Raw genomic sequence first — 25,738 nt, 5'->3', positions numbered from 1 at the left:
GACCAAGGATAACGGGTTTCTGTCATGGTCGATGTGACTATCTATACGCGCATGATGTGTGGCTACTGCACTGCGGCCAAGCGCCTTTTGGAGCGCAAGGGCGTTGCATTCACCGAGCATGACGCTAGCTTCTCGCCTGAGCTTCGGCAGGAAATGGTCACGCGCGCCAACGGCCGCGCGACGTTCCCGCAGATTTTCATCGGCAACACCCATGTCGGCGGTTGCGACGACCTGCATGCGCTCGATGCGCAAGGCAGGCTCGATCAACTTCTCGCTGCCGGCGCATAGACCTGAGGACGGACCATGGCGATTTTCAAGGCGGCAGCGGTGCAGATGCGTTCGGGCAAGGAGCCGGAGCGCAACGCCCGTGATTTCGAGGCCCTGGTGCGCGAGGCTGCCGGACAGGGTGCGACGTATGTGCAGACACCCGAGATGACCGGCGCCATCGTCGGCGACAAGGATGCCCGTGCCACGGCCTTCACCTCGGAGGATCGCGACCTGATCGTGGCCACCGGCCGCAAGCTCGCTGCCGAACTCGGCATCCACCTGCATGTCGGCTCGACGGCCATCGTGCGGGCCGACGGCAAGCTCGCCAACCGGGCGTTCCTGTTCGGGCCCGATGGTTCGACGTTAGCTGTCTACGACAAGATCCACATGTTCGACGTCGACCTCGACAATGGCGAGAGCTGGCGCGAATCCTCGGCCTACGAGCCGGGCACGGAAGCCGTCGTCGCCGACACGGCGCTCGCCAGGATCGGCTTTGCCATCTGCTACGACCTGCGCTTCCCGCAACTGTTCCGCGCCGAGGCGCTTGCCGGTGCCGAGGTGCTGACCGCGCCTGCCGCCTTCACCCGCCAGACCGGCCTAGCCCACTGGCATGTCCTGCTGCGCGCCCGCGCCATCGAAAACGGCGCCTTCGTCATCGCCGCTGGCCAGGGCGGCAAGCATGAGGACGGCCGCGAGACCTTCGGCCATTCGCTGATCATTGACCCGTGGGGCCGCATTCTTGCCGAGGCCGCCCATGACGAGCCCGGCGTCATCGTCGCCGAGATCGACACCCAGCATTCGGCCGATGCACGCAAGAAGATCCCCAATCTCAAGAATGCGCGCGAATTCAGCGTATCGCTTCGTGGCACGGGCCAGGGAGCGCTCCGGGGAGCCGCATCTTGATACGATTTTCCCTCCATTGCGACCGCGCGCATGACTTCGAGGGCTGGTTCCGCAGCAACGACGACTTCGAAACCCAGCGCAAGCGCGGTTTCGTCTCCTGTCCCGAATGCGGCTCGCAGAAGGTCGAAAAGGCACTGATGGCGCCAGCCGTCTCGACCTCGCGCAAGCAGGAAAAGGTTGCGCTCGCCATGGGCGAGCAGCAGCGCAAGATGATGGCAGCGCTCAAGGACCTGTCCGAGAAGGTGCGTGAAAACGCCGAGAATGTCGGCGACAAGTTCGCCGAGGAAGCGCGCAAGATCCATTTCGGCGAGACCGAGGCGCGCGGCATCTATGGCGCTGCGACCATCGAAGAGGCCAAGGGCCTTGCCGAGGACGGCATCGAATTCATGCCGCTGCCGGTTTTCCCCGACGACCGGAACTGACTGGGAGACGTTTCCTTCTCCCCCTGTGTGAGACGGCTATTACTTGCCACGCCCTAGGGTCTGGTGACTGACCTGCGCCCTTGTGGAGCGGAGAGTGTCGGGGATCCATGCCGTGACCTTTCCACCGCAATTCCGGTGCAGACCAACTGCAAATCGATCCGAGCGCGCGCTCACGGACTGGCGTCGCGTCCCGCCACCCAAGGCTTGTTACAGAAGACCCCAGCTAGTGCCGAGAAACTCGCAACCTCACCCACCCGCCAGATCAAACGCCTTGCGCAACGTAACCGGCGCCATGTTGCGCCAGGCCGTCACCACCGCGCTGCGCAATGCCGCCTCGTCGGCTGTTGCCAGTATCACGCGGGTCCAGCCCTGCTTGCCCCAGCCGCCGTCCACCGGCTGAAACAGTGCCGGTTCACGGCCGCACATCATCTCCTGCTGGTCGCGCGTCAGCTTGACCACGGCGTTGCCGTCTTCGGGCAGGGTGGCGAAGACACGGTCGCGGACGCGGAAGTCGGGCTTGCCGAAATGCGATTTCTCGGTCGCCGCGGGCAGCTCCAGGGCGATCCGTCTGACATTCTCGGGTGTCATGGCTCCTCGATCCCGATGTGGCGAGTTCACCACTTTAGGGTTCCGGACGGACGGCGCAAGTTTCAAGCGCTCTGCTGGCGCAACGGCTATCGGGCTCGCTCGACGCCTGATCCCGAACGTCGCTGGAAACGGGGAGCGGCGGCCTCAGGCCGCCTTTTCCGCCAGCACCATGTAGTTGACGTCCATGTCGCGGGATTTCTGCCAGCGATCGGCCAGCGGGTTGTATGTCACCCCGGTACGGTCGATGGTGGCGAGGCCGGCACCGGTGAGCGCCTTGTCCAGTTCTTCCGGGCGCACCAGCTTGCCGTATTGGTGGGTGCCGCGCGGCAGCCAGCGCAGCACATATTCTGCGCCGACGATGGCGAGGCCAAGCGCCTTGAAGGTGCGGTTGATGGTGGCAACGAACATGATGCCGCCGGGCTTGACCATCTCGCCGCATTTCTTGACGAACAGCTCGACGTCGGCGACGTGCTCGACCACTTCCATGTTGAGGATGATGTCGAATTTTTCGCCCGCATCTGCGAGGTCTTCAGCCGTGGTGGCGCGATAGTCTACCGTCACGCCGCTTTCGGCTGCGTGGATCTTGGCCACTTCGATGTTGGTGGCCGAGGCGTCCGCCCCCACCACTTCGGCGCCAAGGCGGGCCATCGGCTCGCACAACAGGCCGCCGCCGCAGCCGATGTCGAGGATGCGCAGGCCCTCGAAGGGCCGTGCGGCATGGGTGTCGCGGCCGAAGCGTGCGGCGACCTGGTCGCGGATGTAGCCCAGGCGGATCGGGTTGAACTTGTGCAGCGGGCGGAACTTGCCGTTCGGGTTCCACCATTCGGCGGCGAGCGCCGAGAACCGCTCGACTTCTCCGGCATCGATGGTCGATGGGCGGGGATCTGGCATTGCTGTGGTCTCCTTCGAGCGCAAGGAAGTCGGGTCTGGCGCGGGGATTGTCAAGGCGACAATTCCGCTGCGGTTCGACACTGCATCGAAATCCACGCGCCGACTTTGCGCGCCGGCAAAAAAAATCGCGCTGATTTGTCTGGCCGGGCGTCCTTGCGGAATGCGCGTGTTTTGGCTATGCAGGCCGCGCATTCGGCACCGTGTCGCAGACCGGTGTTTTCACTCATTTTCCGGCCCCCTCGGGGCCGGCGTTTATGGTAAGGGCATTTCGCTTCTATGGCGCGCATCGTGATGAAATTCGGCGGTACGTCCGTCGCCGACATCGCCCGAATCCGCAACGTGGCGCGTCATGTCAAACGCGAGGTTGACGCGGGCCACGAGGTTGCGGTGGTGGTTTCGGCCATGGCCGGAAAGACCAACGAACTGGTCGCCTGGACCCGCGACGCCTCGCCGATGCACGACGCACGCGAATATGACGCCGTGGTCGCGTCGGGCGAACAGGTAACGGCTGGCTTGCTGGCGCTCGCGCTGCAGAACATCGGCGTCAATGCGCGGTCCTGGCAGGGCTGGCAGATCCCGATCAAGACCGACAACTCCCATGGTGCCGCCCGCATCCTCGACATCGACGGCTCGTTCCTGGTCAAGCGCTTCCAGGAAGGCCAGGTCGCCGTCGTCGCCGGTTTCCAGGGCATCGGCCCGGATAACCGCATCGCCACCCTCGGCCGTGGCGGCTCCGACACCAGCGCCGTCGCCATCGCTGCGGCGGTGAAGGCTGATCGCTGCGACATCTACACCGACGTCGATGGCGTCTATACTACCGATCCGCGGATCGAGCCCAAGGCGCGGCGGCTGTCGCGCATCTCGTTCGAGGAAATGCTCGAAATGGCCTCGCTCGGCGCCAAGGTGCTGCAGGTCCGGTCGGTCGAACTCGCCATGGTGCATCGCGTTCGCACCTTCGTGCGTTCTTCCTTCGAAGATCCGGATGCGCCCGGCATGGGCGACTTTCTCAATCCGCCTGGAACGCTCATTTGTGACGAGGAAGAAATCGTGGAACAGCAGGTCGTCACCGGAATCGCCTACGCCAAGGACGAAGCTCAGGTCTCGCTGCGCCGGGTCGCCGACCGACCGGGTGTTGCGGGCGGCATCTTCGGCCCGCTGGCCGAGGCCAACATCAATGTCGACATGATCGTCCAGAACATCTCGGAGGATGGCAAGTTCACCGACATGACGTTCACCGTGCCCTCGGGCGACGTCAACAAGGCGCTGGCCGTGCTCGAGAAGATCCGCCCCGACATCGGCTACGATGCCGTCCAGCACGACGAGGGCATGTCCAAGGTGTCGGTCATCGGCATCGGCATGCGCAGCCATGCCGGCGTTGCGGCCACTGCCTTCCAGGCGCTGGCTGCCAAGGGCATCAACATCCGCGCCATCACCACGTCGGAGATCAAGATCTCGATCCTTATCGACGGCCCGTATACCGAACTTGCGGTTCGCACTTTGCATTCCGTCTACGGTCTCGATAAGCAGTAGTATCAAGGAGTCGAGCGTCACCGCGTTGCCGGCGTGCAGCATGTGCCGTGCCGGGTCCAAACCATTGGAGACGGTGAATGATACGTGACATGGCCGCTGGGCCACGCGTACTTCTGAAACGGCTCCGCGAATTGATGGCGGAGCCTCTCGAGCCACAGGAACGGCTCGACAGGATCGTGCGCGATATCGCCGCCAACATGGTGGCCGAGGTCTGCTCGCTCTACGTGCTGCGCGCCGACTCGGTGCTTGAGCTCTACGCCACCGTCGGTCTGAACCCGAATGCCGTTCACCTGGCCCAGCTGCGTCTCGGCCAGGGCCTGGTCGGCACGATCGCGGCGAGCGCCCGCGCGCTCAACCTGTCCAACGCCCAGGAACACCCCGCCTTCGCCTACCTGCCGGAGACGGGCGAGGAGATCTATCATTCCTTCCTCGGCGTGCCGGTGCTCAGGGCAGGGCGCACGCTCGGCGTGCTGGTCGTCCAGAACAAGACCATGCGCCACTATCGCGACGACGAGATCGAGGCGCTCGAAACCACCGCCATGGTCATCGCCGAGATGATTGCGTCGGGCGACATCGGCCGGCTGAGCCGGCCCGGCCTCGAGCTCGACATGTCGCGCCCGGCCAGCTTTACCGGCATCGCCTTCAACGAAGGCGTCGGCCTTGGCCATGTCGTGCTGCATGAGCCGCGCATCGTCGTCACCAACCTGTTCAACGAGGACAGCGAGGAGGAGCTGCGCCGGCTCGAGGATGCGCTCGGTTCGCTGCGCCTGTCGATCGACGACATGCTGGAGCGCCGCGACGTCGCCTTCGAGGGCGAGCATCGCGAGGTTCTCGAAGCCTACCGGATGTTTGCCAACGACCGCGGCTGGGTGCGCCGCCTCGAAGAGGCGATCCGCAATGGCCTGACGGCCGAGGCTGCGGTCGAAAAGGTCCAGAGCGACATGCGCGCCCGCATGCTGCACATGACCGATCCCTATTTGCGCGAGCGGATGAGCGATTTCGACGATCTCGCCAACCGCCTCCTGCGCCAGCTGATGGGCCGCGGTCCCGAGACGATCGCCGCATCGCTGCCCAAGGACGCCATCATCGTCGCGCGCTCGATGGGTGCTGCCGAACTGCTCGACTATCCCCGCGACCGGCTGCGCGGCCTGGTGCTGGAAGACGGTGCGCCTACCAGCCACGTCGTCATCGTCGCGCGCGCCATGGGCATTCCCGTCGCCGGCCAGATGAAGGGCGCCGTTTCCATGTCGGAAAACGGCGATCCGATCATCGTCGACGGTGAGGAGGGGGCGGTTCATCTGCGTCCGCAGCCCGATCTGGAAGCCGCTTACGCCGAAAAGGTGCGCTTCCGCGCGCGTCGGCAGGAACTCTACCGCGAACTGCGCAAGAAGCCGTCCGAGACCAAGGACGGCGTCAAGGTCGACCTGTTGATGAATGCCGGCCTTGCCGTCGACCTGCCGCAGCTGGCCGAGGCGGGCGCTGCCGGCATAGGCCTGTTCCGTACCGAACTGCAGTTCATGGTCGCCTCCACCTTCCCGCGCGCCGAAGCGCAGGAAAAACTCTACCGCGACGTGCTCGACATCGCCCGCGGCCGCCCCGTCACCTTCCGCACCATCGACATCGGCGGCGACAAGGTGCTGCCCTATTTCAAGGGCTCGGTGCAGGAGGAAGAGAACCCGGCGCTCGGCTGGCGCGCCATCCGGCTCACCCTCGACCGTCCCGGCCTGCTGCGCACCCAGGTCCGCGCGCTGCTCAAGGCTGCCGGCGGGCGCGAGCTCAAGGTCATGCTGCCGATGGTCACCGAACTCTCGGAAATCGCCCAGGCACGCGAGATCATCGACCGTGAGGTGCGCCACCTGTCGCGCTTCGCCCACCATCTGCCGACGAGCCTCAAGCTCGGCGCGATGATCGAGGTTCCGTCGCTCCTGTGGCAGCTCGACGAGTTGATGCAGGCGGTCGACTTCGTCTCGGTCGGCTCCAACGACCTGTTCCAGTTCGTCATGGCCGCCGACCGCGGCAACACCCAGCTCGCCGACCGCTTCGACCCGCTGTCGGTGCCGTTCCTCCGGGTGCTCAAGCAGATCGCCGATGCCGGTGCGCGCAACCACACGCCGGTCACGCTGTGCGGCGAACTCGCCGGCAAGCCGATCTCGGCGATGGCACTGCTTGGCCTCGGCTACCGCTCGATCTCCATGTCCCCGGCCTCCATCGGCCCGGTCAAGGCGATGCTGACGGAACTTCCTCTCGGCGAGCTGAAATCCTTCCTCGACGACAACCTTTCCGGTCCTGCCGCCAACCTGCCGATGCGCGCGTTGCTCCAGGCCTTTGCGGACGACCGTTCCATACCCCTATGATCAGCCTGCCCCACGACAGAATGAACCAGGTCGTCAAGCGCTTCGACATGCTCGAAGCACAGATGGCGGCTGGCCCGGCCCCCGACGTCTACGTCAAGCTGGCGTCTGAATATTCCGACATCCAGGACCTTGTTGCCAGGATCCGCGAACTGCGCGGCGCCGAGCAGGAACTCGTCGATCTCGAGGCGATGCTGTCCGACAAGGGCACGGATGCCGAGATGCGTGCCCTCGCCGAGATGGACAAGCCCGAGGTCGAGGACCGCATCGAGGCGCTGCAGCGCGAAATCCAGATCCTGCTCCTGCCCAAGGACGCGGCCGACGAGCGCAACGCCATCCTCGAAATCCGCGCCGGCACCGGTGGCGACGAGGCCGCCCTGTTCGCCGGCGACCTCTATCGCATGTACGAGCGTTACGCCGCCTCGCGTGGCTGGCGCTTCGAGGTGGCCTCCGCCAGCGACGGCGATGCCGGCGGCTTCAAGGAAATCATTGCCACCGTATCGGGCAAGGGCGTGTTCGCCCATCTGAAGTTCGAATCCGGCGTCCACCGCGTCCAGCGCGTTCCGGCGACCGAAGGCAGCGGCCGCATCCACACTTCGGCCGCGACGGTTGCCGTCCTGCCGGAGGCCGAGGAGGTCGACATCGACATCCGCCCCGAAGACATCCGCATCGACACGATGCGTGCCTCGGGTTCGGGTGGCCAGCACGTCAACACGACAGACTCGGCGGTGCGCATCACCCACCTGCCGACCGGCATCATGGTGGTCCAGGCGGAAAAATCGCAACACCAGAACCGTGCCCGCGCCATGCAGATCCTGCGTGCGCGCCTCTACGACATGGAGCGCAGCCGCGCCGACGAGGAACGCTCGTCGTCGCGCAAGTCGCAGGTCGGCTCGGGCGACCGCTCCGAGCGCATCCGCACCTACAATTTCCCGCAAGGGCGGCTGACCGACCACCGCATCAACCTGACGCTCTACAAGCTCGACCGCGTGATGATGGGCGAACTCGACGACGTCGTCGATGCGCTGATCGCCGACCACCAGTCGAAGCTTCTGGCCGACATGGGCTCGGATGGCTGAGCGTCCGCTCGGCGAACTCCTGCGTCATGCGCGCCAGCGCCTTGCCGACGCCGGCATCGCGGACGCGGCATTCGATTCCCGGCTGCTCGTCGAGCATTTCTCCGGCACGACACGCACTGACGCGATCTCTTCGCCCGACAGGATCGTCGGGCAGGTCGCTGAAATCGAGGCAGCACTCGACCGCCGACTTGCCGGCGAGCCGGTACACCGCATCCTCGGCTATCGCGATTTCTACGGCATGCGGCTCAGCCTCTCGGCCGAAACGCTGGAGCCGCGCCCGGACACCGAGACGCTGGTCGATGCGGTGTTGCCCTTTGTGCGCGAGACTGCGGCGCGCGACGGCATCTGCCGTATTCTCGATCTCGGCACCGGCACCGGGGCCATTGCGCTTGCGCTGGTCACCCAGGAGCCGCGGGCCGTGGCGACCGGCGTCGACGTCTCCGACGATGCGCTGGCGACCGCTGCGGCAAATGCCGGGCAATTGGGGGTCTCGGCGCGCTTTTCGGCAAAAAAATCCGACTGGTTTTCAGAGATTGATGGCCGGCACCATTTAATCGTCTCAAATCCTCCCTATATATCCTCATCAGAGATCGAGGATTTGCAGAACGAGGTTCGCAATTTTGATCCGCGCCGCGCGCTCGACGGTGGCCCGGACGGTCTTGAGCCATACAGAACGATAGCGTCGGGTGCTGCGCGCCATCTTGAGAAAGATGGCCTTGTCGGGCTCGAAATCGGGCGCGACCAGCGACGCGACGTGACCGAAATATTCGAGCAGGCCGGTTACCATTTGTTGGCCCAGCACAAGGACTTGGGCGGCAACGACCGGGTGCTCGTGTTCCGGCGCTGACCACCGCCAAACGGCTCTAAAAAAACCGCTTGGCAAGGAAAGTGAATGCCGCTAGTTTCCGGCAACCGGATGAGACGAAGCAGGCAGTGCTGTTAACGATTCGGTTTCCTTCGAAACTAGCTGCCTTCTTGCGTAGACGACGCTCTAGCTTCGTGCGGGGATCGTCCGGCAAGTGACATGAAACCGAGACAGGATGGCATGTGGCGCCGACGCAAAGATGTTGCGGGCGATCACGGGCGGAAAGATACGAAACGGCAGGCCGCCTAAGTGCCCCCGTTCGGATGAATTCAACACAAAGAGAATCTGATGAGGCCACAACAGCAGAACAGGCGCATGCGCGGTCGTAACAACAACAATAATAACAATAGCAACAACAATAATAATAACAGCAACCGCAAGGGTCCAAACCCGCTTACGCGCAACTACGAGAGCAACGGTCCGGACGTAAAGATCCGTGGCTCCGCGCAGCAGATCGCCGAAAAATACGCCACGCTGGCGCGCGACGCGCAAAGCTCTGGCGATCGCGTGATGGCCGAAAACTACCTTCAGCACGCAGAGCACTACAACCGCATCATCGCTGCCGCCATGGCGCAGATGCCGATCCAGCACCAGCAACAGAGCCGCGACGAGTTCGACGGCGACATGGACGACGAGCGCGACGATGACGGCGTTGGCAACAACGTTGCCGATCAGCAGGCGCAAGTCCAGCAGCCGCAGCAGGAGCCGGTCGCAAACGGCACTGGTCCGCAGCCGGAGATCGAAGGCACGCCCGCCGAAGTCGCCCTCAATCCAGAGGCAGCCGGCGAAGGTCAGCCGCGCGAAGGTCGCCGTGAGCGCCGTCCGCGTCACGAAGGCCGCCGTCCCGAGCGTCGCCAGCCCGACCAGCAGGCTGAGGCCGCTCAGGCCGAAGCTCCGCAGGTCGAAGCCGCTGCCGTCGAGCAGCCGCAGCCGGAAGCAGCGGTCGCCGAGGCAGCACCTGCCGTTGAAGCGGCCGAGGGCGAAGTTGCCGCGGCACCGCGTCGTGGCCGTCGTCCGCGCCGCGGCGAACGCGCCGCTGCGCCGGAAGGCGAGGCCGCTGCCGAGGCACCGGTGCCCGAAGGCGGGCTTGCCGTAGCCGACAGCTGATCAGCACGCCGACATCGTCGGAACATTGAGAATAGAAGGCGGCGGGAGCCAGAAACTCCCGCCGCCTTTTTTTGTTTTTTGACTTCGATCAATACGTCTTGAGGGATATCGTCCTACTCACCATATCACGCTCAGTTGGGTCCGGCCCGTTTGGGCGGATCCGTCACCTTGAGCCAGACCGGTGCCGCAAAGCGGGCCGGGTACGGAATGGAGACATCGAATGAACCCTGAAAAGTATTCCGAACGCGTCCGCGGTTTCATCCAGTCGGCGCAAACGATGGCGCTTTCGCGCAGCCATCAGCAGTTCACCCCCGAACATATCCTGAAAGTCCTCATCGACGATGAGGAAGGCCTTGCCGCGTCGCTTGTCGAGCGCGCCGGCGGCCGCGCCCGCGACGTCAAGCTCGGCGTCGAGGGGGCGCTCGATGCGCTGCCGAAGGTCGAGGGCGGCAACGGCCAGCTCTACATGGCCCAGCCGCTTGCCAAGGTGTTTTCGACCGCCGAGGACCTGGCCAAGAAGGCCGGCGACAGCTTCGTCACCGTCGAGCGCCTGCTGACCGCGCTCGCCGTCGAAAAGTCGGCCAAGACCGCCGACATCCTTGCCAAGGCCGGCGTCACCGCGCAGGCGCTGAACCAGGCGATCAACGACATCCGCAAAGGCCGTACCGCCGACTCGGCCAGCGCCGAGCAGGGTTATGACGCATTGAAGAAATATGCCCGTGACCTGACGGCCGACGCCCGCGCAGGCAAGCTCGATCCGGTCATCGGTCGCGACGACGAGATCCGCCGCACCATCCAGGTGCTGTCGCGTCGCACCAAGAACAACCCGGTGCTGATCGGCGAGCCCGGCGTCGGCAAGACGGCGATCGCCGAAGGCCTGGCGCTGCGCATCGTCAATGGCGACGTGCCGGAGTCTCTCAAGGACAAGCAGTTGATGGCGCTCGACATGGGTGCGCTGATCGCTGGCGCGAAGTATCGCGGCGAGTTCGAGGAGCGGCTGAAGGCCGTGCTGTCCGAGGTCACCTCGGCTGCCGGCGGCATCATCCTGTTCATCGACGAGATGCATACGCTGGTCGGCGCCGGCAAGGCCGATGGCGCGATGGATGCGTCCAATCTGCTCAAGCCAGCGCTGGCGCGCGGCGAGTTGCACTGCGTCGGCGCCACCACGCTCGACGAATACCGCAAGCATGTCGAAAAGGACGCTGCCCTGGCCCGCCGCTTCCAGCCGGTCTTCGTCTCGGAGCCGACGGTCGAGGACACCATCTCGATCCTGCGCGGCCTGAAGGAGAAGTACGAGCAGCACCACAAGGTGCGCATCTCGGACTCGGCGCTGGTTGCTGCGGCCACGCTGTCCAACCGCTACATCACCGACCGCTTCCTGCCCGACAAGGCGATCGACCTTGTTGACGAGGCCGGGTCGCGGCTGCGCATGCAGATCGATTCCAAGCCGGAAGCGCTCGACGAGATCGACCGCCGCATCATGCAGCTCAAGATCGAGCGCGAGGCGCTCAAGCTCGAGAAGGACGAAGCTTCCCGCGATCGCCTCGACAGGCTCGAAAAGGAGCTGGCCGGCCTCGAGGAGGAGTCGACCCGGGTGACGAGCCAGTGGATGGCCGAGAAGGAAAAGCTCGGCCTTGCCGCCGACCTCAAGGGCCAGCTCGAAGAAGCGCGCAACGAACTCGCCATCGCCCAGCGCAAGGGCGAGTTCCAGAAGGCGGGCGAGCTTGCCTATGGCCGCATCCCCGAGCTTGAAAAGAAGCTGGTCGAGGCCGAGGCGCTCGAAGGCCGCGGCACGATGGTCGAAGAGACCGTGACGCCCGACCATGTCGGCCATGTCGTGTCGCGCTGGACCGGCATTCCGGTCGACAAGATGCTCGAAGGCGAGCGCGAGAAGCTTCTGCGCATGGAAGACGAGATCGGCGTCCGCGTCGTCGGCCAGGGCGAGGCGGTGCAGGCGGTGTCCAAGGCGGTGCGGCGTGCCCGCGCCGGCCTGCAGGACCCGAACCGGCCGATCGGCTCGTTCATGTTCCTTGGCCCGACCGGCGTCGGCAAGACCGAGCTCACCAAGGCACTCGCCGACTATTTGTTCGACGACGAGCACGCGCTGGTGCGCATCGACATGTCGGAGTTCATGGAGAAGCACTCCGTCGCCCGGTTGATCGGCGCGCCTCCCGGCTATGTCGGCTATGAGGAAGGTGGCACGCTGACCGAAGCCGTGCGCCGCAGGCCCTACCAGGTGATCCTGTTCGACGAGATCGAAAAGGCGCATCCCGATGTCTTCAACGTGCTCTTGCAGGTGCTCGACGACGGCCGCCTGACCGATGGTCAGGGCCGCACCGTCGACTTCCGCAACACGCTGATCATCATGACGTCGAACCTCGGCGCCGAGTATCTGGTGGCGCTGGGCGAGGGCGAGGATGTCGACCAGGTCCGCGACGAAGTCATGGGCGTGGTAAAGAGCGCGTTCCGGCCGGAGTTCCTCAACCGCATCGACGAGGTCATCCTGTTCCATCGCCTGCGCCAGCAGGACATGGGCAAGATCGTCGCGATCCAGCTCCAGCGGCTGGAAAAGCTGCTCGCCGACCGCAAGATCACGCTCGACCTCGCGCCCGACGCGATCGAGTGGCTGGCGCACAAGGGCTACGACCCGGCCTATGGCGCACGTCCGCTCAAACGCGTCATGCAGAAGGAGCTGCAGGACCCGCTCGCCGAAAAGATCCTCGGCGGCGAGATCCTCGACGGTTCGACCGTCAAGATCACCGCAGGCTCGGACCGGCTGAATTTCCGCTCCAAGCCGACGGTGGTGAGCGAAGAGGCGGCTGCGTAATGTGATGAACTGGCCCTTGCTGGAAACAGCAAGGGCCAGTTTCAAATCGCCTCAACCGCAACGAGATCACGACCGTTGGCGGCGTTTTCGGCCCGCAGGTAGGAGCGTGAGAGAATGACCGCAGTCATGACGATCTGGTAGCTGCTGATGGCTGTGGCAATCATCGCGCTGAGCAGGAGGCCGAAATCAAAGCCGCCTGCTGCCGGGAAGTAGGAGTCCCCTGCGCCCAGCATGTTGGCTGCGGCTGCGATAGCCAGGATCTGTACAACGCTCAAGAGGCCGAACGACACGAGCAGCCGAGGGAATGCATAGAAAAAACTCATTCTGCCGCGGCGCCCGGCGGCTGCAAATGTTTTGTCGCTCTGCATGACGATGGCGGGCAGCATGGTTCCCCACTTTGCGAAAACCAGGGCTGCCGACAAAAGCAGTACCAAAACTGCCGTGGCAATGAGGCTGGTCCTTCCCCAGTTGTTTGCAGACAGGAATATGACCAGGGCCAGCATTGGTGCGCAGGAAATTACGCCCAGGACGATTGTGCGGAACACGAAGCTGCCGATGTATCTTGGGCTCTTGCTTTGCAGTTCACGCATGGCGTCTGCCGTGCCGAGGCGGGACAGAACCGATAAATGTGCAGGGATTGCCAACATCGCGGATGCGAACGTCAGCGCGATGGAGCTCGCGGATGTATTCTCCATTTTTTCTTCGATCATCAGGAAAACCACGATCATCGCGCAATACGCCAGGACGTAAATGATCTCTTTCTTCATGATGCGTAGCGACGTGGACCAGATGTTGCCGCCGTTTTCCATCGACGATTTTCCTTTGTGCGCACCGGGACTAATCACACGGCATCGTGAAAGTAAAGTTAGCTTCCATTGCGGAATAATTGAAAGAATTGCGGGGGGGTATCGTGACCATGACACTCGACGAATACAATGGCTTCTGCGCCTCGCTGCCGCATACGACCCATGTCGTGCAGTGGGGCGGTGCGCATGTCTGGAAGGTCGGCGGCAAGGTCTTTGCCATCGGCGGCTGGAGTGACGGCGCAGGGCTCGCCGTCTCCTTCAAGGTTTCCGAGATGGCGTTCGACATCCTGAAGGAGCAGCCGGGCCTGAGACCCGCGCCCTATCTTGCCTCGCGCGGCATGAAATGGATCCAGCGCCAGACCGGCGAAACCATGGATGACCGGGGGCTGCGCGACTACATCGGCGAAAGCCACCGGCTGATTGCGGTGAAACTTCCCAAGGCAACCCGCCAGCTGCTCGGGCTGCCGTCTAGAACCTAGCTCGCCCTGCCCAGCCGCTGCCTGCGGCCGGAAATGACCGCAAATGCCTGCAAAGCGGCCATTTTCATGCCCTGTTCATGTTGGAAGGGTTAGCAGATCGTTATTGGATGACGGTGGACAACAGTGATTCCACCGTGACCGCCTTGGCGGCGGTCGAGATTCGGAGAGATTTGGCGACCATGTTGCGCAAGATCGTTGTGCTTTCGGCCATGGCCACCGGCCTGTCGGCCCTCCAGGCAATGGCCGCGGTGTCGCCCACCGGTGAAGCCGCGCCGCAACGCGTGGAGAGGGACCCGCAGGCCATCCGCCTCGCCCAAAGCGAGGACGTCGAGATCTTCTACGACGGCCGCGGTAACCGCGTGCTGGTCGATCCCTATACCGGCAAGGTCATCGCCGTGCAGCCGCCGGAGACGCGGCTCAACCGCCAGGCGCTGCGCCGCGAATTGCGCCGCCAGGAGCTTCGCCGCGACTACCGCGAGGGCGACGTGCTGATCGGGCCGGCCGACGACGGCTATTATTCCGACGATGCGCCTGCCGTTCCGGCCGACCCCAACGACGACTATTACGACGACCCCAACGCCTTCCCCGATGCGCCGGGCGGTCCGCGCGTCGTTGCGCGCGAGCCGCTGCAGAGCCCCGACGACCAGCCGGCGCTGCCGTCGACGCCGCGCATCACCGAACAGCCGCTCGAGCCGTCGATCGCGGTCAAGGGCCGCGAGGACGTCGCCGCCCTGCAGATCCTGCTCGACCGCGCCGGTGCTTCGCCCGGCGTCATCGACGGGCGCTTCGGCTCCAATGTCGACAAGGCGCTGGCCGCCTACAACGAGCTGACCGGCACGAGCCTCAAGTCGACCGACGCCGAGGGCATCAAGCAGGCCCTGGCCGAGACCGGCGGCGACGCCTTCGGCTCCTACACCATCACCCCTGAAGATGCCGCCGGCCCGTTCGTCGCCTCGGTTCCGGCCGACTACAGCGAAAAGGCCAAGCTCGAGCGCATGAGCTTCACCTCGGTCACCGAAATGCTGGCCGAGCGTTTCCACATGGACGAGAACTATCTCAAGGCCCTCAACCCGGAGGCCAATTTCAACCGCCCCGGCACTATCGTGAAGGTCGCCAATTTCGGCAAGCTGGTGAACAAGCCGGTCGCGCGCATCATCGCCGACAAGAGCCTGAAGCAGGTCCGCGCCTACAATGCCGAGGGCCAGCTGGTCGCCGCCTATCCCGCGACCATCGGGTCGAGCGACACGCCGTCGCCGACCGGCATCCACGCGGTGTCGCGGGTCGCGCTCGATCCCAACTACACCTACAATCCCAAGATCAATTTCAAGCAGGGCGAAAACGACAAGGTGCTGACCATCCCGCCGGGGCCGAACGGCCCGGTCGGCTCGGTCTGGATCGCGCTCGACAAGCCGACCTATGGCATCCACGGCACCCCCGACCCGTCCAAGATCGGCAAGACCGAGAGCCATGGCTGCGTGCGCCTGACCAATTGGGACGCGCGCGAGCTCGCCAAGATCGTCAAGTCGGGCGTGCCGGTCGAGTTCATGGAATAGGGCGGTAACGGCCAAGCTTGGATTCCCTTGCGTCAACCTGTAGCCTGAAGCTGCAGGCTGGGTGCAGAGGGAGCCGGGCGCATGCGACTACCCGCAGACTGGTTTGTTCGCCGCTGGAAGAGCTGGGTTGTTCTTTCGGCCATGACGCTCGCGCCGGGCCCGGCCCTGGCTCAGACGGTCACGCCGGAACAAGTCACGCCCGAGCAAGTGACTGCCGCGCTGTCAAAACTCGAGCAGCAGGCCGAAGCCGTCGTTGCCGATGGCGGCGTGCCGGCCCTCGCCATCGGCGTCGTGCATGATGACGAAGTCGTCTACCTCAAGGGATTTGGACTGCGCGAGGTAGGCAAGCCCGAAGCGGTCGACGCCGACACCGTGTTCCAGATCGCCTCGTTGTCCAAGCCGGTTTCCTCCACCGTCGTGGCGGCGCTGCTCAGCGAGGGGCTCGTTTCCTGGGACTCGAGGATCGTTGACCTGGATCCGGCCTTTCGGCTTGCCGATCCCTATCCGACAAGCCAACTCACCATCCGCGACCTGTTTGCCCACCGCAGCGGCCTTCCCGGCACGGCCGGCGACGACCTCGAGGACATCGGCTACGACCGCACGGAAATCCTGCGCCGCTTGCGGTTCGTCGCACCGTCGTCGAGTTTTCGCGCCGGCTATTCCTACAGCAATTTCGGGCTGACGGAGGGGGCTGTCGCGGCGGCCAAATCGACAGGCAAAGCGTGGGAAGACGTCGCCGAGGAAAAGCTCTACCGCCCGCTCGACATGACATCGACCAGTTCTCGCCATGCCGATTTCGTCAAGCATGCCAATCGCGCCGCTCTCCACGTCAAGATCGGCGGTGCATGGGCAGCAAAGGTCCAGCGTCAGCCGGACGCGCAGGCGCCCGCCGGCGGTATCAGTTCCACCGTGCGCGACCTAGTGCAGTGGGTCCGTCTCGAACTCGGCAACGGGGTCTATGGCGGAAAGACGCTGATCGCGGCCGATGCGCTGGATCAGACCCATGTCCCGCTGATGACCCGCGGCAGCAACCCTGTCACGGGCGGGGCTTCGTTCTACGGTCTTGGCTGGAATGTCGAGTTCGGTCGTCATGGCCTGAGCTGGGGCCATGCCGGCGCTTTCAGCGTCGGTGCGCGCAGCCTGGTCACGCTGTTTCCGAAGCAGAAGCTCGGTATCGTGATCCTCGTCAACGCTTTCCCGACAGGCGTGCCTGAGGGATTGTCGGACAGCTTCGCTGATCTCGTCTTCGATGGAAGGGTCGACAAGGACTGGGTGAAGTCGTGGAACACGGTCTTCGACGGCCTGTTTGGCCCGGCTGTCGCGGCTGCCAAGGCGACGTACGCCACGCCGCCGTCGCCGGCCACGCCAGCATTGCCGAACGGAGCCTATGCGGGCCGTTATTCCAACGATTTCGTCGGCGACGCCGTGGTTTCGGGCGCGGAAAACGGCCTTGTGCTTCAGGTCGGTCCGGATGGCGCCCGATCCTATCCGTTGACGCATTTCGACCGCGATCTTTTCCTGGCTTTTCCAAATCCGGAAATGCCCGACATGCCTTCGGCAGTCCGCTTTGCCATCGGGCCTGACGGAAAGGCCTCGGCGGTGACGATCGAATCGCTCGACGAAAACCACCTTGGCACCCTCAGGCGTGCTGACCGCTGACGAGGGACATGGCCGGGCATGAACCGGTCAAGACCGCAAGGAACACAGGGCACCTGGATGAAGATACGCGCTGAACGGCCCGAGGATGTCGACACCATACGGTCGCTCACTCGCGCCGCATTCGCCGATGCTCCGCATTCGAGCCAAACCGAAGCGGCCATCGTCGACGCCTTGCGCGATGCCGGTGCCTTGACGCTGTCGCTGGTCGCCGAAGACGATGGCGAGATTCTAGGCCACGTTGCGTTCTCGCCGGTGACCATCGGTGGCAAGGACCTCGGCTGGTACGGCCTCGGGCCGGTTTCAGTCTGGCCCGACCGGCAGGGCAGGGGCACCGGCCAGTCCCTCATCCGCCACGGGCTCGAAGCGCTGCGGCAATTGGGAGCCAAGGGCTGCGTGCTTGTCGGCGATCCGGCCTACTACAGCCGCTTTGCCTTCGTCGCCGACCCCGACCTTACCTATGGCGACATCCCATCGGAGTATGTCCAGCGGCTGGCATTCGGCGACGAGGTTCCCAGCGGCGAGGTCGCTTTCCACGAAGGCTTCGACGCGAGTTAGTGCACGCTTGCCGCCTCCCTTGCGACGACCTCGACCAGCCGGTCGAATCCCGTTCCTGTGCCCGAGATGCGCGCCGCCATGGCGTCGGCAGGGCCGAGGAACGCCAGTTGCTCGGTGAACCTCATCCGCGTCTGCGCCCCTTCGGGCAAAAGCTCGATGGTCGCAAGCGAAGCGGAGATCCGCTTGCCGGCATGGCTCATTTCGAAGCCGTAGATGATGCGCTGGCCGGCCGCGATGTCGAAATAGTCGGCGCGAAATGCCAGCTCGGTGCCGTCGGGCATGCGCCAGCGCTTGGCCTCGATGCCGCCGACACGGAAATCGAAGCTGTCTTCGAGCACGGTCCAGTCGGGATGGCAGTCGTTCCAGCGCGCCTTGAGCTCCGGCTCCGACCAGAAACGAAAGGCATGCCGGGGGCCAGCCGGCAGTTCGCGCTCGATGACAAAGGTGGTGTGGGCGACGGATGACGCGGTCATGATCGGTCTTGCTCCTCGGGCATTTCGTTCATCGCCTCGACCAGGCGATCGAAGGCCTGGTTCATGGCCGTCTGACGCTTGCGCACCCACTCGTCGATGGCGGCGAACGCCGCCGGCTGCATGTTGTAGGTCCGCGTCCGTCCAACCTTGCGCGACACGACGATGCCGCCGTCCTCGAGCACCTTGAGATGCTTGAGAGCGGAAGGCAGCCGCATGTTGGCCGGTCCGGCCAGTTCCTTGACGGTGGCCGGGCCGATGCTCAGCCGCTCGACCATGCCGCGTCGGCCGGCATCGGCGAGGGCGGTGAACATGCGATCCAGTTGCTGCGGGTCCATCATCGCCACACTCCACCGGCATGTCGTCTAGTCATGCAGAAACCTCTCCGGCATCGCCTCGCGGTAGGGGAAAAACTGGAAATAGGGGCGTGCCTCGGCAAGCGTGCGCTTGATCGAAGGGCGCGCGACAAGCCGCTCGAAATAGGCGGCGAGATTGTGCTGGCCGCTGGCGAATGGATGCGCGATCGAGGCGAAGAACAGTCCCGGTGCGGCTGCGCAATCGGCGATGGTGAAATCTTCGCCCATCGCCCAGGTCTTGCCCGCCAGCTGGGTCTCGATCATCGCATAGGCAGTGTCCAACGTGCGCCGGGCGTCGGCCACGCCGAACGGATCGTTGCTGCCTTCGGGGCGAATCCGGTCGGTCACGATCTTCTGCATTGGCACGCTGACGTAGAGGTCGAAAATGCGCTCCCACAGCCGGGCGTCGAGCCGCTTGTCGGCGTGAGCGGGCAGCATCGGCACCGGGCCCGGATAATGCTGCTGGAGATATTCGATGATGATGCCGGTCTCAGGCACGGTGCGGTCGCGGGCATCGTCGCGCAGCACCGGAATCTTGCCGACCGGCCACTTCTCCAGCAATGCCGCCGCCGAGCCAGGATCGCCGAAGTCGACGGTTTCGGCCTGAAACGGCACGTCGTTCTCGTAGAGCGCGATCAGCACCTTGTGGCAGAACGAGGCGAGGGGGTGGCTGTAAAGCGTCAGCGCCATGATGCCGGGCGACTCCAATGGTTTCTGTTTGCGGAAACTATCTTATCGTCGGGAGATTGGCAAGGGAAAGTTTCCGATTGCGGAAAGTATAGGGCTTTGTTCTCGGGTGACAGGTGTCGAACGTGGAGAGGTTTTCCACGCTTTCGCTTTTTTCTGAGATCAATCGCCACGCAGAAGCTCTCGCAACATCTCCTCAGTCGCGATCCTTCACCGTCAGCTAGACGGGACGGTCACGGCATGGATCCCCGGGTCTCTGCAGTTCGCTTCGCTCCTGCTCCGCCCGAGGATGACGACGGCATTGGTGGGGGACGCTAGTCGCCAAGGGCAGCGATTGGCAGGAATGCAGGAATTTGGCTGCAGTGAAGCGCTTGCTGCCAGTTACCGACGTCCGCGATGTGCCGCGAGCCCCAACGCCATCGTCATCCTCGGGCGGAGTAAGAGCGAAGCGACGTGCGGAGACCCGGGGATCCATGCCGTGACGTGGCAACTGCCTCCGCGGCCCAATGCCGCCCAATTATTCGATGCACCCTGTCACCATCTGTCACCATCTGTCACCATCCCGCGTGGATAGCCGCGCCCCATTCTCCACGCCCCTCAAACCTCCCGTACAATCCACGCCAGTTCCTCCCGCGGGAACGCCGGTCGCGACGGTGGCATGCGGGGAGGAACCGGCGCCTCCGCTCGTGGGCTAACGTGGCTCATGATCCGGGGAGGTTCCGTCCAAGGGTTCCCCCTCGGGCACTACGGCCCGGGTGCGCTGGACGATGCGCTAGTGGGGGCATGGGCGAAAATGCCCGATGCCCCGGAAGCGGAACGGACGGGGACAGAAATCGCCGGCGGGACGCGAGGTTCGCGCCACGTACTCACATTCGGCAGGCACGGCCTCGCGCTCCGCTTCCCGAACTTTTCATGCGCAATGGCCAGACCGGAAACGGGGCGTGGCAGAACGGAGCGCGCCCCCTTCTCCCCTTGTGGGAGAAGGTGTCGCCGAAGGCGACGGATGAGGGGTGTTGGAAGAAATGAGAGGCTGCAGATGTGTCAGGGAATTTCGGAGATGTCGCACTCCGTCCAACACCCCCTCATCCGACCTCGCTTCGCTCGGCCAGCTTCTCCCACAAGGGGAGAAGGGAGGGTGTCCCGCTCCGGCCACCACGGGAGAACCCAATGTCGCCTGGCTGCCAGAATTCGTCTTCCTGGTCACTTCCCGCGCACCCCTCCCGCACATAGTCTCGCGCCATGGACACCACCGCCACCCCGCCTGCCCAGAACAACAACCACGTCTTCTGCCCGCCCGCGGCGCGGCGCTACGTGCTTGTCTCGGCGATCCTGGCATCGAGCATGGGCTTCATCGACGGTTCGGTGGTCTCGCTTGCCATGCCGGTCATTCGCGAGGACCTCGGCGCGTCGCTGGTCGATGCCCAGTGGATCAGCAACGGCTACATGCTGTTCCTTTCGGCGCTCGTCCTGCTCGGCGGGGCCGCCGGCGACGTCTTCGGCGTCCGCAACATCTTCGCCACAGGCATCGTCCTGTTCATGATCACCTCGGCCGCCTGCGCGCTCGCCGTCGACGCCGAGATGCTGATCGTCATGCGCGCGGCACAGGGCATAGGTGCTGCCCTCATGGTGCCGGGCAGTCTTGCCCTCATCGCCAAATCCTATCCCAACGCGACGCGCGGCAAGGCAATCGGCCAATGGGCCGCCTTCTCCTCGCTGACCACCGCGATGGGGCCGTTCGTTGGCGGCATGGTGCTGTCGTTCGGTGCCGATTGGATGTGGCGGCTGATCTTCGCCATCAACGTGCCGATCGGATTGATTGCGCTGACCATGCTGCTCACCAAGGTGCCGCAGGACCGTCCGTCGTCGAAGCGCCGGCTCGACATCGTCGGCGCGATCCTTGCGACCGCCGGCCTCGGCCTGATGGCCTGGGGGCTGACCGCCTTCGGCCTGCCGGTCGAGGCGCGGGCGGTCTCGCCCTGGGCCTGGATCGTCGGCGGCGCGGTCATCTTCGCCGTCTTCATTCTGTGGGAACACCGGGCGCGCGCGCCGATGGTCAAGCTCGAGCTGTTTGCCTCGCGCGCCTTCACCGGCGCCAATCTCTATACGCTGATCCTGTTCTTCGCCTTCAACGCGGTGCTGTTTTTCCTGCCGATGACGGTCGTCTCGGGCTGGGGAGCGAAGGAGTGGGAGGCGAGCCTGCTGTTCCTGCCGCTGTCCCTGTTCATCGCCGGCCTGTCGAGCTATTCGGGGCGGCTTTCCGATGCTATCGGACCGCGCTGGCCGCTGACCGTGGGGGCGGCAATCGTCGGCCTCTCCTATCTTGGCCTCGCCTTGACCATGCCGCTGATGATGCTGTGGCAGGTGACGTTCCCGATCCTGCTGCTCAAGGGGCTCGGCATGGCGATCGTCGTCTCGCCGGTGTCGGCAGCCGTGATGCGGGCGACGCCGGAAGAAGACACTGGTCTCGCCTCGGGCATCAACAATGCGCTGGCCCGTGCTGCAGGGCTGATGGCGGTAGCCTCGCTCGGCGCGGTCGCCGGCGTCGTCTTCGCCAACGTCGTTGGGTCTGCCGCACCCGGCGCGGAGTTCGGCGCCTATGTCCGCACGCCGCTCGATGCGGCGGCGGAAGCACTGCGGGTGGCGGCCACCAACGATGCCTTCGCGGCGATCGCTGCCATCTCGGCTGCGATGTGCTTCGTTGCGTCAGCGGTCGCCTGGTTCACGCAGCCGTCGTGGAAAAGAAAGACGCCCGCGGACAAGGGCGGCACTGTGCCGGCCGGTGCCGATGGATAAAATACGGCCGACGGCGTTTAGCACCTTGTTAAGGCCTTCAAGCCAGTCTCAACCTCTGGACAAGGTGGCAACGATGTCGGCATCCGATCAGCGTCGGCAGCAGCAAACGGGCGAGGCGACAGGCACCCGGTCAGCCGGCGCCGATTGGCGCCGGATGGCAGCGTTTGCACCTTGGTTGATACTCAGCGTCGCCTTGTTCGCTGTCGCCACGCGTCTCGAATTGTTCGAGCGCCTCTACGAGGCAACCCGAACCTATGAGGAATGGCAACTGGACGAGTTGCTGTCACTGCTGCTTAGCGCGGGCATCGTCGCGCTTGTCATGCTCGCCTTTCGCACCCGGCAGCTCTCGCGCGAGATCGCGCGGCGCGAAGCGGCGGAACGCCTGGCCCATGATTCCGCCCGCCACGACCCGCTGACGGGGCTCGCCAACTCCCGCCGGTTCCGCGAGGAGATCAAGTCGACCATCGGCAACGCTGAAAAGTTCTCGTCCGGCTGTGGTGTGATCTATATCGACCTCGACGGGTTCAAGCCGGTGAACGACACGCATGGTCATGCCGTCGGCGATGGCGTTCTGGTCGAGGTGGCGCGGCGCATCACCCAGGCGGCGCCGAAAGGGGCGACGGTGGCGCGGCTTGGCGGCGACGAATTCGGCGTGGTCGTCTCGGGCGTCGGCAATCCCGAGGCATTGCTCTTCCTGAGCCAGCGGCTGCAACGCGACATCGCCAAGCCGATCGAGATCGGTTTGCTGCAACTGACGGTCGGTGCCACGGTCGGAATTGCGGTCTTCCCGGACGACGGCAGCGACGCCGAGGCGCTGATCGCGTCGGCCGACCGTGCGATGTACATCGCCAAGCGCGCCAGGAGCGACGGGTTTGGCCGCGACGGCGCTGCCAGGGCAAGCGTCGCAAGCTGATCCTGCCGACGGCCGTCCGCAATATTCTGGAAAGACTTAGCCGCTGGCCTTTGCGGTGCTCGCCACCTTCAGCGAGTCCTTGCTCTCTTCCTTGAGAAGATCGTCGATGCGCTCGCGTTCAAGCTTGAAGGCGGTGAGGTCTTCGCCGGTCAGCACGCGGCCGGTGGGCAGGCGCACGCGCATCGGGTCGACCTTGGTGCCGTTGACGATGAGCTCGTAGTGCAGATGCGAGCCGGTCGACAGGCCGGTGGTGCCGACATAACCGATGACCTGGCCCTGGCGGACCCGCGCGCCCGGCGTGACGTTCGGGGCGATGCGGCTCTGGTGGTTGTAGGACGTCTCGTAGCCGTTGGCGTGGCGCAGGATCGTCTGTTTGCCATAGCCGCCGGCCCAGCCGGCCTTTTCGACGACGGCATTGCCGGCGGCGATGATCGGCGTGCCCGTCGGCGCCGACCAGTCGACGCCGGTGTGCATCTTGACGTAACCGAGGATCGGGTGCTTGCGGCCGCCGAAGCCGGAGCGGTACTTGCCGTTGGGCAGCGGGTTGCGCAGCAGGAACTGGCGGGCGCTGCGGCCGTCCTCGTCGAAATAGTCGACCGCGCCGTCGCCCATCTGGAAACGGTAGAAGTTGCGGGTGTTGCCGCCGAAATTCGCCGAGACATAAAGCAGCTCGGAATCCTCCGACGCCTTGTCGTCGCCGTCGGGCTGCGAGAAGAACACCTCGATGCGGTCGGCGGGATTGAGGCGCGACTGGAAGTCGACGTCTGAAGAGAGCAGCCGGACCAGCTTCTTGGTCATGTCTTGCGACATGCCGTAGGAATAGGCGGCCCGGTAGATGCCGTCATAGACGGTGGGCAGCGCGCCGCGCGCCGTCGTCGGCACGGTCGGCGTATCTTCGAAGGCGGTGGCGATCTCCGGATTCGGCTCCGGTTCGTCGCCGGGCACGAACTGGCTCTTGTCGTCGAGCGCGATGGTCAGGATGTGCTGGGTGCGGTCGTAGACGCTGGTGCGCACGATCTTGCCGACATCGCCGCGGACTTCGAGACCGACGCGCAGCACGGTGCCGGCCTTGAGGGCGGTGGCGTTGAGCAGCCGCGACACGGCATTCGCCATGCCGAGCGCATCCTCGCCGGCATAGCCGGAATCGGCCAGCGCATCGACGATCTTGCGGTCCTTCTCGAAGGCGATGATGTCTTCGGCATAAGACAGCGTCTCGGGGTCGACATCGGCGCGGCTGGCGACCGAGACGTTCTCGGGCACGATCTTGATGCCGTAGGAGCCGGCCAGCGTCTGGTCGGCGAAAGCGTCGCCGAAGCGCTGCGGGTCGACGTAATGCAGCGAGGCGACCTGGATGTCGCCCTCGGTCAGGTCGCCGCCGGCGTCGCGGACGACTTTTTCGACCTCGTTGGCCGAAAGTGCGGAGGTCTCGTCGAAGGCCGCGGTATCGATGGGGAAGTCGACGGTCTTGAGGCTCATCTCGCTCTCGACCTTGACGCCATAGATCTGGCCGGTCGCGGCAACGGCCACCGGCTGCGCCGGACCGTCCTCGGCAAACACCGTCAGCGGATCGAAGGCGGGATAATTGCGCGTGGTCGGGTGGCTGGCGGCGAGCGCCATCTTGATCTGCACGAACGGCATGGTGCGGATCACGTCGCGGTCGCCCTGCTTGGTGACCATCGACACTTCCATGCGCCGGCGGTCCTTGGCCTTGGCGATCTGGCGCAGCGGCGCGAGGCGCGTGGTCTTGGCCTTCTGGCCGGCGTCGCCACCGGCAGCAAGGGTTGCGAGTTCGGCGATCTCGGGCGGGGTGGCCAGTTTCTCGCGGCCGTCGAGCGCAGCGAAAAGTGCCACTCCCATCAAGACGGAGGAAGTCACGCCGGTCAGGAAGGTACCCGACAGCCAGCGCGCCGAGACCTCGCGACGGTCCGGGGGACCGGCGCGGCCATCCGCGATCAGCGGCGGCTCATTGCCGAGCTCGGCTATGGTCTGGTCCGTATCCTGCATCCAGTGCGGCTAAAATCCCCGACGCTTCGCGCCCGCTTGCTTTTAGTTGCCAAGACATTTGCCTGTCATGGCGCTCCAAGTCAACGAAGCCGCTCGTGCGGTACCGTCGAACTTGCCCTCTCTATATGTAAGTGGCGCACACAGACTCGTCCGCGCCAGGGCCGCATCGAGACATCTGCCCGCATTGGGGCGGGAATAGGGCTCCGGGCGGGGCGGGGAGTTTGTCCCTACCTCTCTATATAAGGCGGGATGGGACACCCCGCCGATCTGCCCGCATACTTTATACATATAGCGGCATACGGATATCGGGATTCCGAAGCTGCACGATCGCCTCGATGGCTGGCTGGCCTTGGCACGCTGTGAATCACCGCTAAATCGCCCCGTCGCCGAAAAATCTGCGTCGGCTAGATATTTTTCGGTGTTCGATTCCAGGTGATTTGGGGGTGTCTCGCGTCTTGCGAGCTGATTTGATTGGGCTTTTCGCGCCTGGATTGAAGGCTTTGTGCGGCGCCGGCTTGGTCTGCAGGGGGTGGGGACGGAATTCTTGGTGAGGTTACGCAGGGTCTTGTTGGTGTTTGGGAGTTTGTCGCAAAAAATTCGCAAAAGTTGGAAAAAGGTCGTTGACAGTTTGAA

Annotated in this window: 22 protein-coding genes; 15 read left to right on the top strand and 7 right to left on the bottom strand. The window is 64.5% G+C overall.

Annotation, left to right across the window (positions count from 1 at the left end):
• The first annotated feature begins 24 nt into the window (after positions 1 to 24).
• The 3 genes from grxC to GGQ99_RS09850 are packed head-to-tail and all read left to right on the top strand — an operon-like array spanning position 25 to position 1,592.
• Positions 25 to 288 carry a glutaredoxin 3 gene (grxC, locus tag GGQ99_RS09860; protein WP_183262425.1) on the top strand — a complete coding sequence of 88 codons (264 nt, stop codon included), beginning with the start codon at positions 25 to 27 and terminating at the stop codon, positions 286 to 288.
• 15 nt (positions 289 to 303) lie between these two features.
• Complete coding sequence (locus tag GGQ99_RS09855; RefSeq protein ID WP_183262424.1) at positions 304 to 1,170, top strand: carbon-nitrogen hydrolase family protein; 867 nt, start codon at positions 304 to 306, stop codon at positions 1,168 to 1,170.
• On the top strand, positions 1,167 to 1,592 hold the full coding sequence (locus tag GGQ99_RS09850) for a DUF1178 family protein (protein WP_108606909.1): 426 nt from the start codon (positions 1,167 to 1,169) through the stop codon (positions 1,590 to 1,592). Before GGQ99_RS09855 ends, GGQ99_RS09850 begins: the two co-directional genes overlap by 4 nt.
• Before the next feature lie 246 nt (positions 1,593 to 1,838).
• On the opposite strand, the gene GGQ99_RS09845 is transcribed toward GGQ99_RS09850, so the two are convergent.
• Together GGQ99_RS09845 and ubiG are read right to left on the bottom strand one after the other, a co-directional pair.
• On the bottom strand, positions 1,839 to 2,180 hold the full coding sequence (locus GGQ99_RS09845) for an MmcQ/YjbR family DNA-binding protein (protein WP_183262423.1): 342 nt from the start codon (positions 2,178 to 2,180) through the stop codon (positions 1,839 to 1,841).
• A 144-nt stretch (positions 2,181 to 2,324) separates the two neighbouring features.
• Complete coding sequence (gene ubiG, locus GGQ99_RS09840; protein ID WP_108606912.1) at positions 2,325 to 3,071, bottom strand: bifunctional 2-polyprenyl-6-hydroxyphenol methylase/3-demethylubiquinol 3-O-methyltransferase UbiG; 747 nt, start codon at positions 3,069 to 3,071, stop codon at positions 2,325 to 2,327.
• Positions 3,072 to 3,347: 276 nt separating this feature from the next.
• Between ubiG and GGQ99_RS09835 the strand changes: the two genes are divergently transcribed.
• From GGQ99_RS09835 to clpB, 6 genes are all read left to right on the top strand, one after another.
• Positions 3,348 to 4,601, top strand: a complete 1,254-nt coding sequence (locus GGQ99_RS09835; RefSeq protein WP_108606913.1) for an aspartate kinase — start codon at positions 3,348 to 3,350, stop codon at positions 4,599 to 4,601.
• A gap of 77 nt (positions 4,602 to 4,678) precedes the next feature.
• Positions 4,679 to 6,955 carry a phosphoenolpyruvate--protein phosphotransferase gene (gene ptsP, locus GGQ99_RS09830; protein ID WP_210307832.1) on the top strand — a complete coding sequence of 759 codons (2,277 nt, stop codon included), beginning with the start codon at positions 4,679 to 4,681 and terminating at the stop codon, positions 6,953 to 6,955.
• Positions 6,952 to 8,031 (top strand): peptide chain release factor 1, encoded by a 1,080-nt coding sequence (prfA, locus tag GGQ99_RS09825; RefSeq protein ID WP_183262422.1) that lies wholly within the window; start codon positions 6,952 to 6,954, stop codon positions 8,029 to 8,031. The genes ptsP and prfA overlap by 4 nt, the downstream gene beginning before the upstream one ends.
• A complete protein-coding gene (gene prmC, locus GGQ99_RS09820; RefSeq protein WP_183262421.1) occupies positions 8,024 to 8,878 on the top strand; it encodes a peptide chain release factor N(5)-glutamine methyltransferase in 855 nt (284 codons plus the stop codon). Before prfA ends, prmC begins: the two co-directional genes overlap by 8 nt.
• Positions 8,879 to 9,184: 306 nt before the next feature.
• Positions 9,185 to 10,003: a DUF4167 domain-containing protein gene (locus tag GGQ99_RS09815; protein WP_108606916.1), complete on the top strand. Its 819-nt coding sequence runs from the start codon at positions 9,185 to 9,187 to the stop codon at positions 10,001 to 10,003.
• A gap of 220 nt (positions 10,004 to 10,223) precedes the next feature.
• Positions 10,224 to 12,830 carry an ATP-dependent chaperone ClpB gene (gene clpB, locus GGQ99_RS09810; RefSeq protein WP_183262420.1) on the top strand — a complete coding sequence of 869 codons (2,607 nt, stop codon included), beginning with the start codon at positions 10,224 to 10,226 and terminating at the stop codon, positions 12,828 to 12,830.
• A gap of 41 nt (positions 12,831 to 12,871) precedes the next feature.
• Here the strand turns inward: clpB and GGQ99_RS09805 are convergent, their stop codons facing one another.
• A complete protein-coding gene (locus GGQ99_RS09805) occupies positions 12,872 to 13,639 on the bottom strand; it encodes a hypothetical protein (RefSeq protein ID WP_183262419.1) in 768 nt (255 codons plus the stop codon).
• Positions 13,640 to 13,746: 107 nt separating this feature from the next.
• Between GGQ99_RS09805 and GGQ99_RS09800 the strand changes: the two genes are divergently transcribed.
• The 4 genes from GGQ99_RS09800 to GGQ99_RS09785 all read left to right on the top strand — a co-directional run bounded on the left by GGQ99_RS09800 (position 13,747) and on the right by GGQ99_RS09785 (position 17,882).
• The gene (locus GGQ99_RS09800) at positions 13,747 to 14,115 is read left to right on the top strand and encodes an MmcQ/YjbR family DNA-binding protein (RefSeq protein ID WP_183262838.1); all 369 of its coding nucleotides are present in this window, start codon (positions 13,747 to 13,749) and stop codon (positions 14,113 to 14,115) included.
• 179 nt (positions 14,116 to 14,294) lie between these two features.
• On the top strand, positions 14,295 to 15,668 hold the full coding sequence (locus GGQ99_RS09795) for a L,D-transpeptidase family protein (RefSeq protein WP_183262418.1): 1,374 nt from the start codon (positions 14,295 to 14,297) through the stop codon (positions 15,666 to 15,668).
• Positions 15,669 to 15,749: 81 nt separating this feature from the next.
• Positions 15,750 to 17,327, top strand: coding sequence for a serine hydrolase (locus GGQ99_RS09790; protein WP_183262417.1), 1,578 nt, complete (start codon positions 15,750 to 15,752; stop codon positions 17,325 to 17,327).
• Between the two features lie 57 nt (positions 17,328 to 17,384).
• Positions 17,385 to 17,882 carry a GNAT family N-acetyltransferase gene (locus GGQ99_RS09785; protein ID WP_183262416.1) on the top strand — a complete coding sequence of 166 codons (498 nt, stop codon included), beginning with the start codon at positions 17,385 to 17,387 and terminating at the stop codon, positions 17,880 to 17,882.
• Here the strand turns inward: GGQ99_RS09785 and GGQ99_RS09780 are convergent.
• Genes GGQ99_RS09780 through GGQ99_RS09770 form a run of 3 tightly spaced genes read right to left on the bottom strand, consistent with a single transcriptional unit; the run spans position 17,879 to position 19,398 of the window.
• The gene (locus GGQ99_RS09780; RefSeq protein WP_108606921.1) at positions 17,879 to 18,355 is read right to left on the bottom strand and encodes an SRPBCC family protein; all 477 of its coding nucleotides are present in this window, start codon (positions 18,353 to 18,355) and stop codon (positions 17,879 to 17,881) included. The genes GGQ99_RS09785 and GGQ99_RS09780 overlap by 4 nt on opposite strands.
• A complete protein-coding gene (locus GGQ99_RS09775; RefSeq protein WP_183262415.1) occupies positions 18,352 to 18,693 on the bottom strand; it encodes an ArsR/SmtB family transcription factor in 342 nt (113 codons plus the stop codon). Before GGQ99_RS09775 ends, GGQ99_RS09780 begins: the two co-directional genes overlap by 4 nt.
• A gap of 24 nt (positions 18,694 to 18,717) precedes the next feature.
• Positions 18,718 to 19,398, bottom strand: coding sequence for a glutathione S-transferase family protein (locus tag GGQ99_RS09770; RefSeq protein WP_183262414.1), 681 nt, complete (start codon positions 19,396 to 19,398; stop codon positions 18,718 to 18,720).
• 1,236 nt (positions 19,399 to 20,634) lie between these two features.
• On the opposite strand from GGQ99_RS09770, the gene GGQ99_RS09765 reads away from it, so the two are divergent.
• A complete protein-coding gene (locus GGQ99_RS09765; protein ID WP_108606923.1) occupies positions 20,635 to 22,188 on the top strand; it encodes an MFS transporter in 1,554 nt (517 codons plus the stop codon).
• Between the two features lie 73 nt (positions 22,189 to 22,261).
• Complete coding sequence (locus GGQ99_RS09760) at positions 22,262 to 23,101, top strand: GGDEF domain-containing protein (RefSeq protein ID WP_183262413.1); 840 nt, start codon at positions 22,262 to 22,264, stop codon at positions 23,099 to 23,101.
• 36 nt (positions 23,102 to 23,137) lie between these two features.
• Here GGQ99_RS09760 and GGQ99_RS09755 read toward each other — a convergent pair whose 3' ends face one another.
• Positions 23,138 to 25,105: a M23 family metallopeptidase gene (locus GGQ99_RS09755; RefSeq protein ID WP_183262412.1), complete on the bottom strand. Its 1,968-nt coding sequence runs from the start codon at positions 25,103 to 25,105 to the stop codon at positions 23,138 to 23,140.
• Between the last annotated feature and the right edge of the window lie 633 nt (positions 25,106 to 25,738).

The organism is Aminobacter niigataensis (genome assembly GCF_014200015.1).
GTDB classification, from domain to species: domain Bacteria; phylum Pseudomonadota; class Alphaproteobacteria; order Rhizobiales; family Rhizobiaceae; genus Aminobacter; species Aminobacter niigataensis.
Note: the sequence above shows the minus strand (reverse complement) of the source record. Positions and strands in the feature narration are given on the sequence as shown.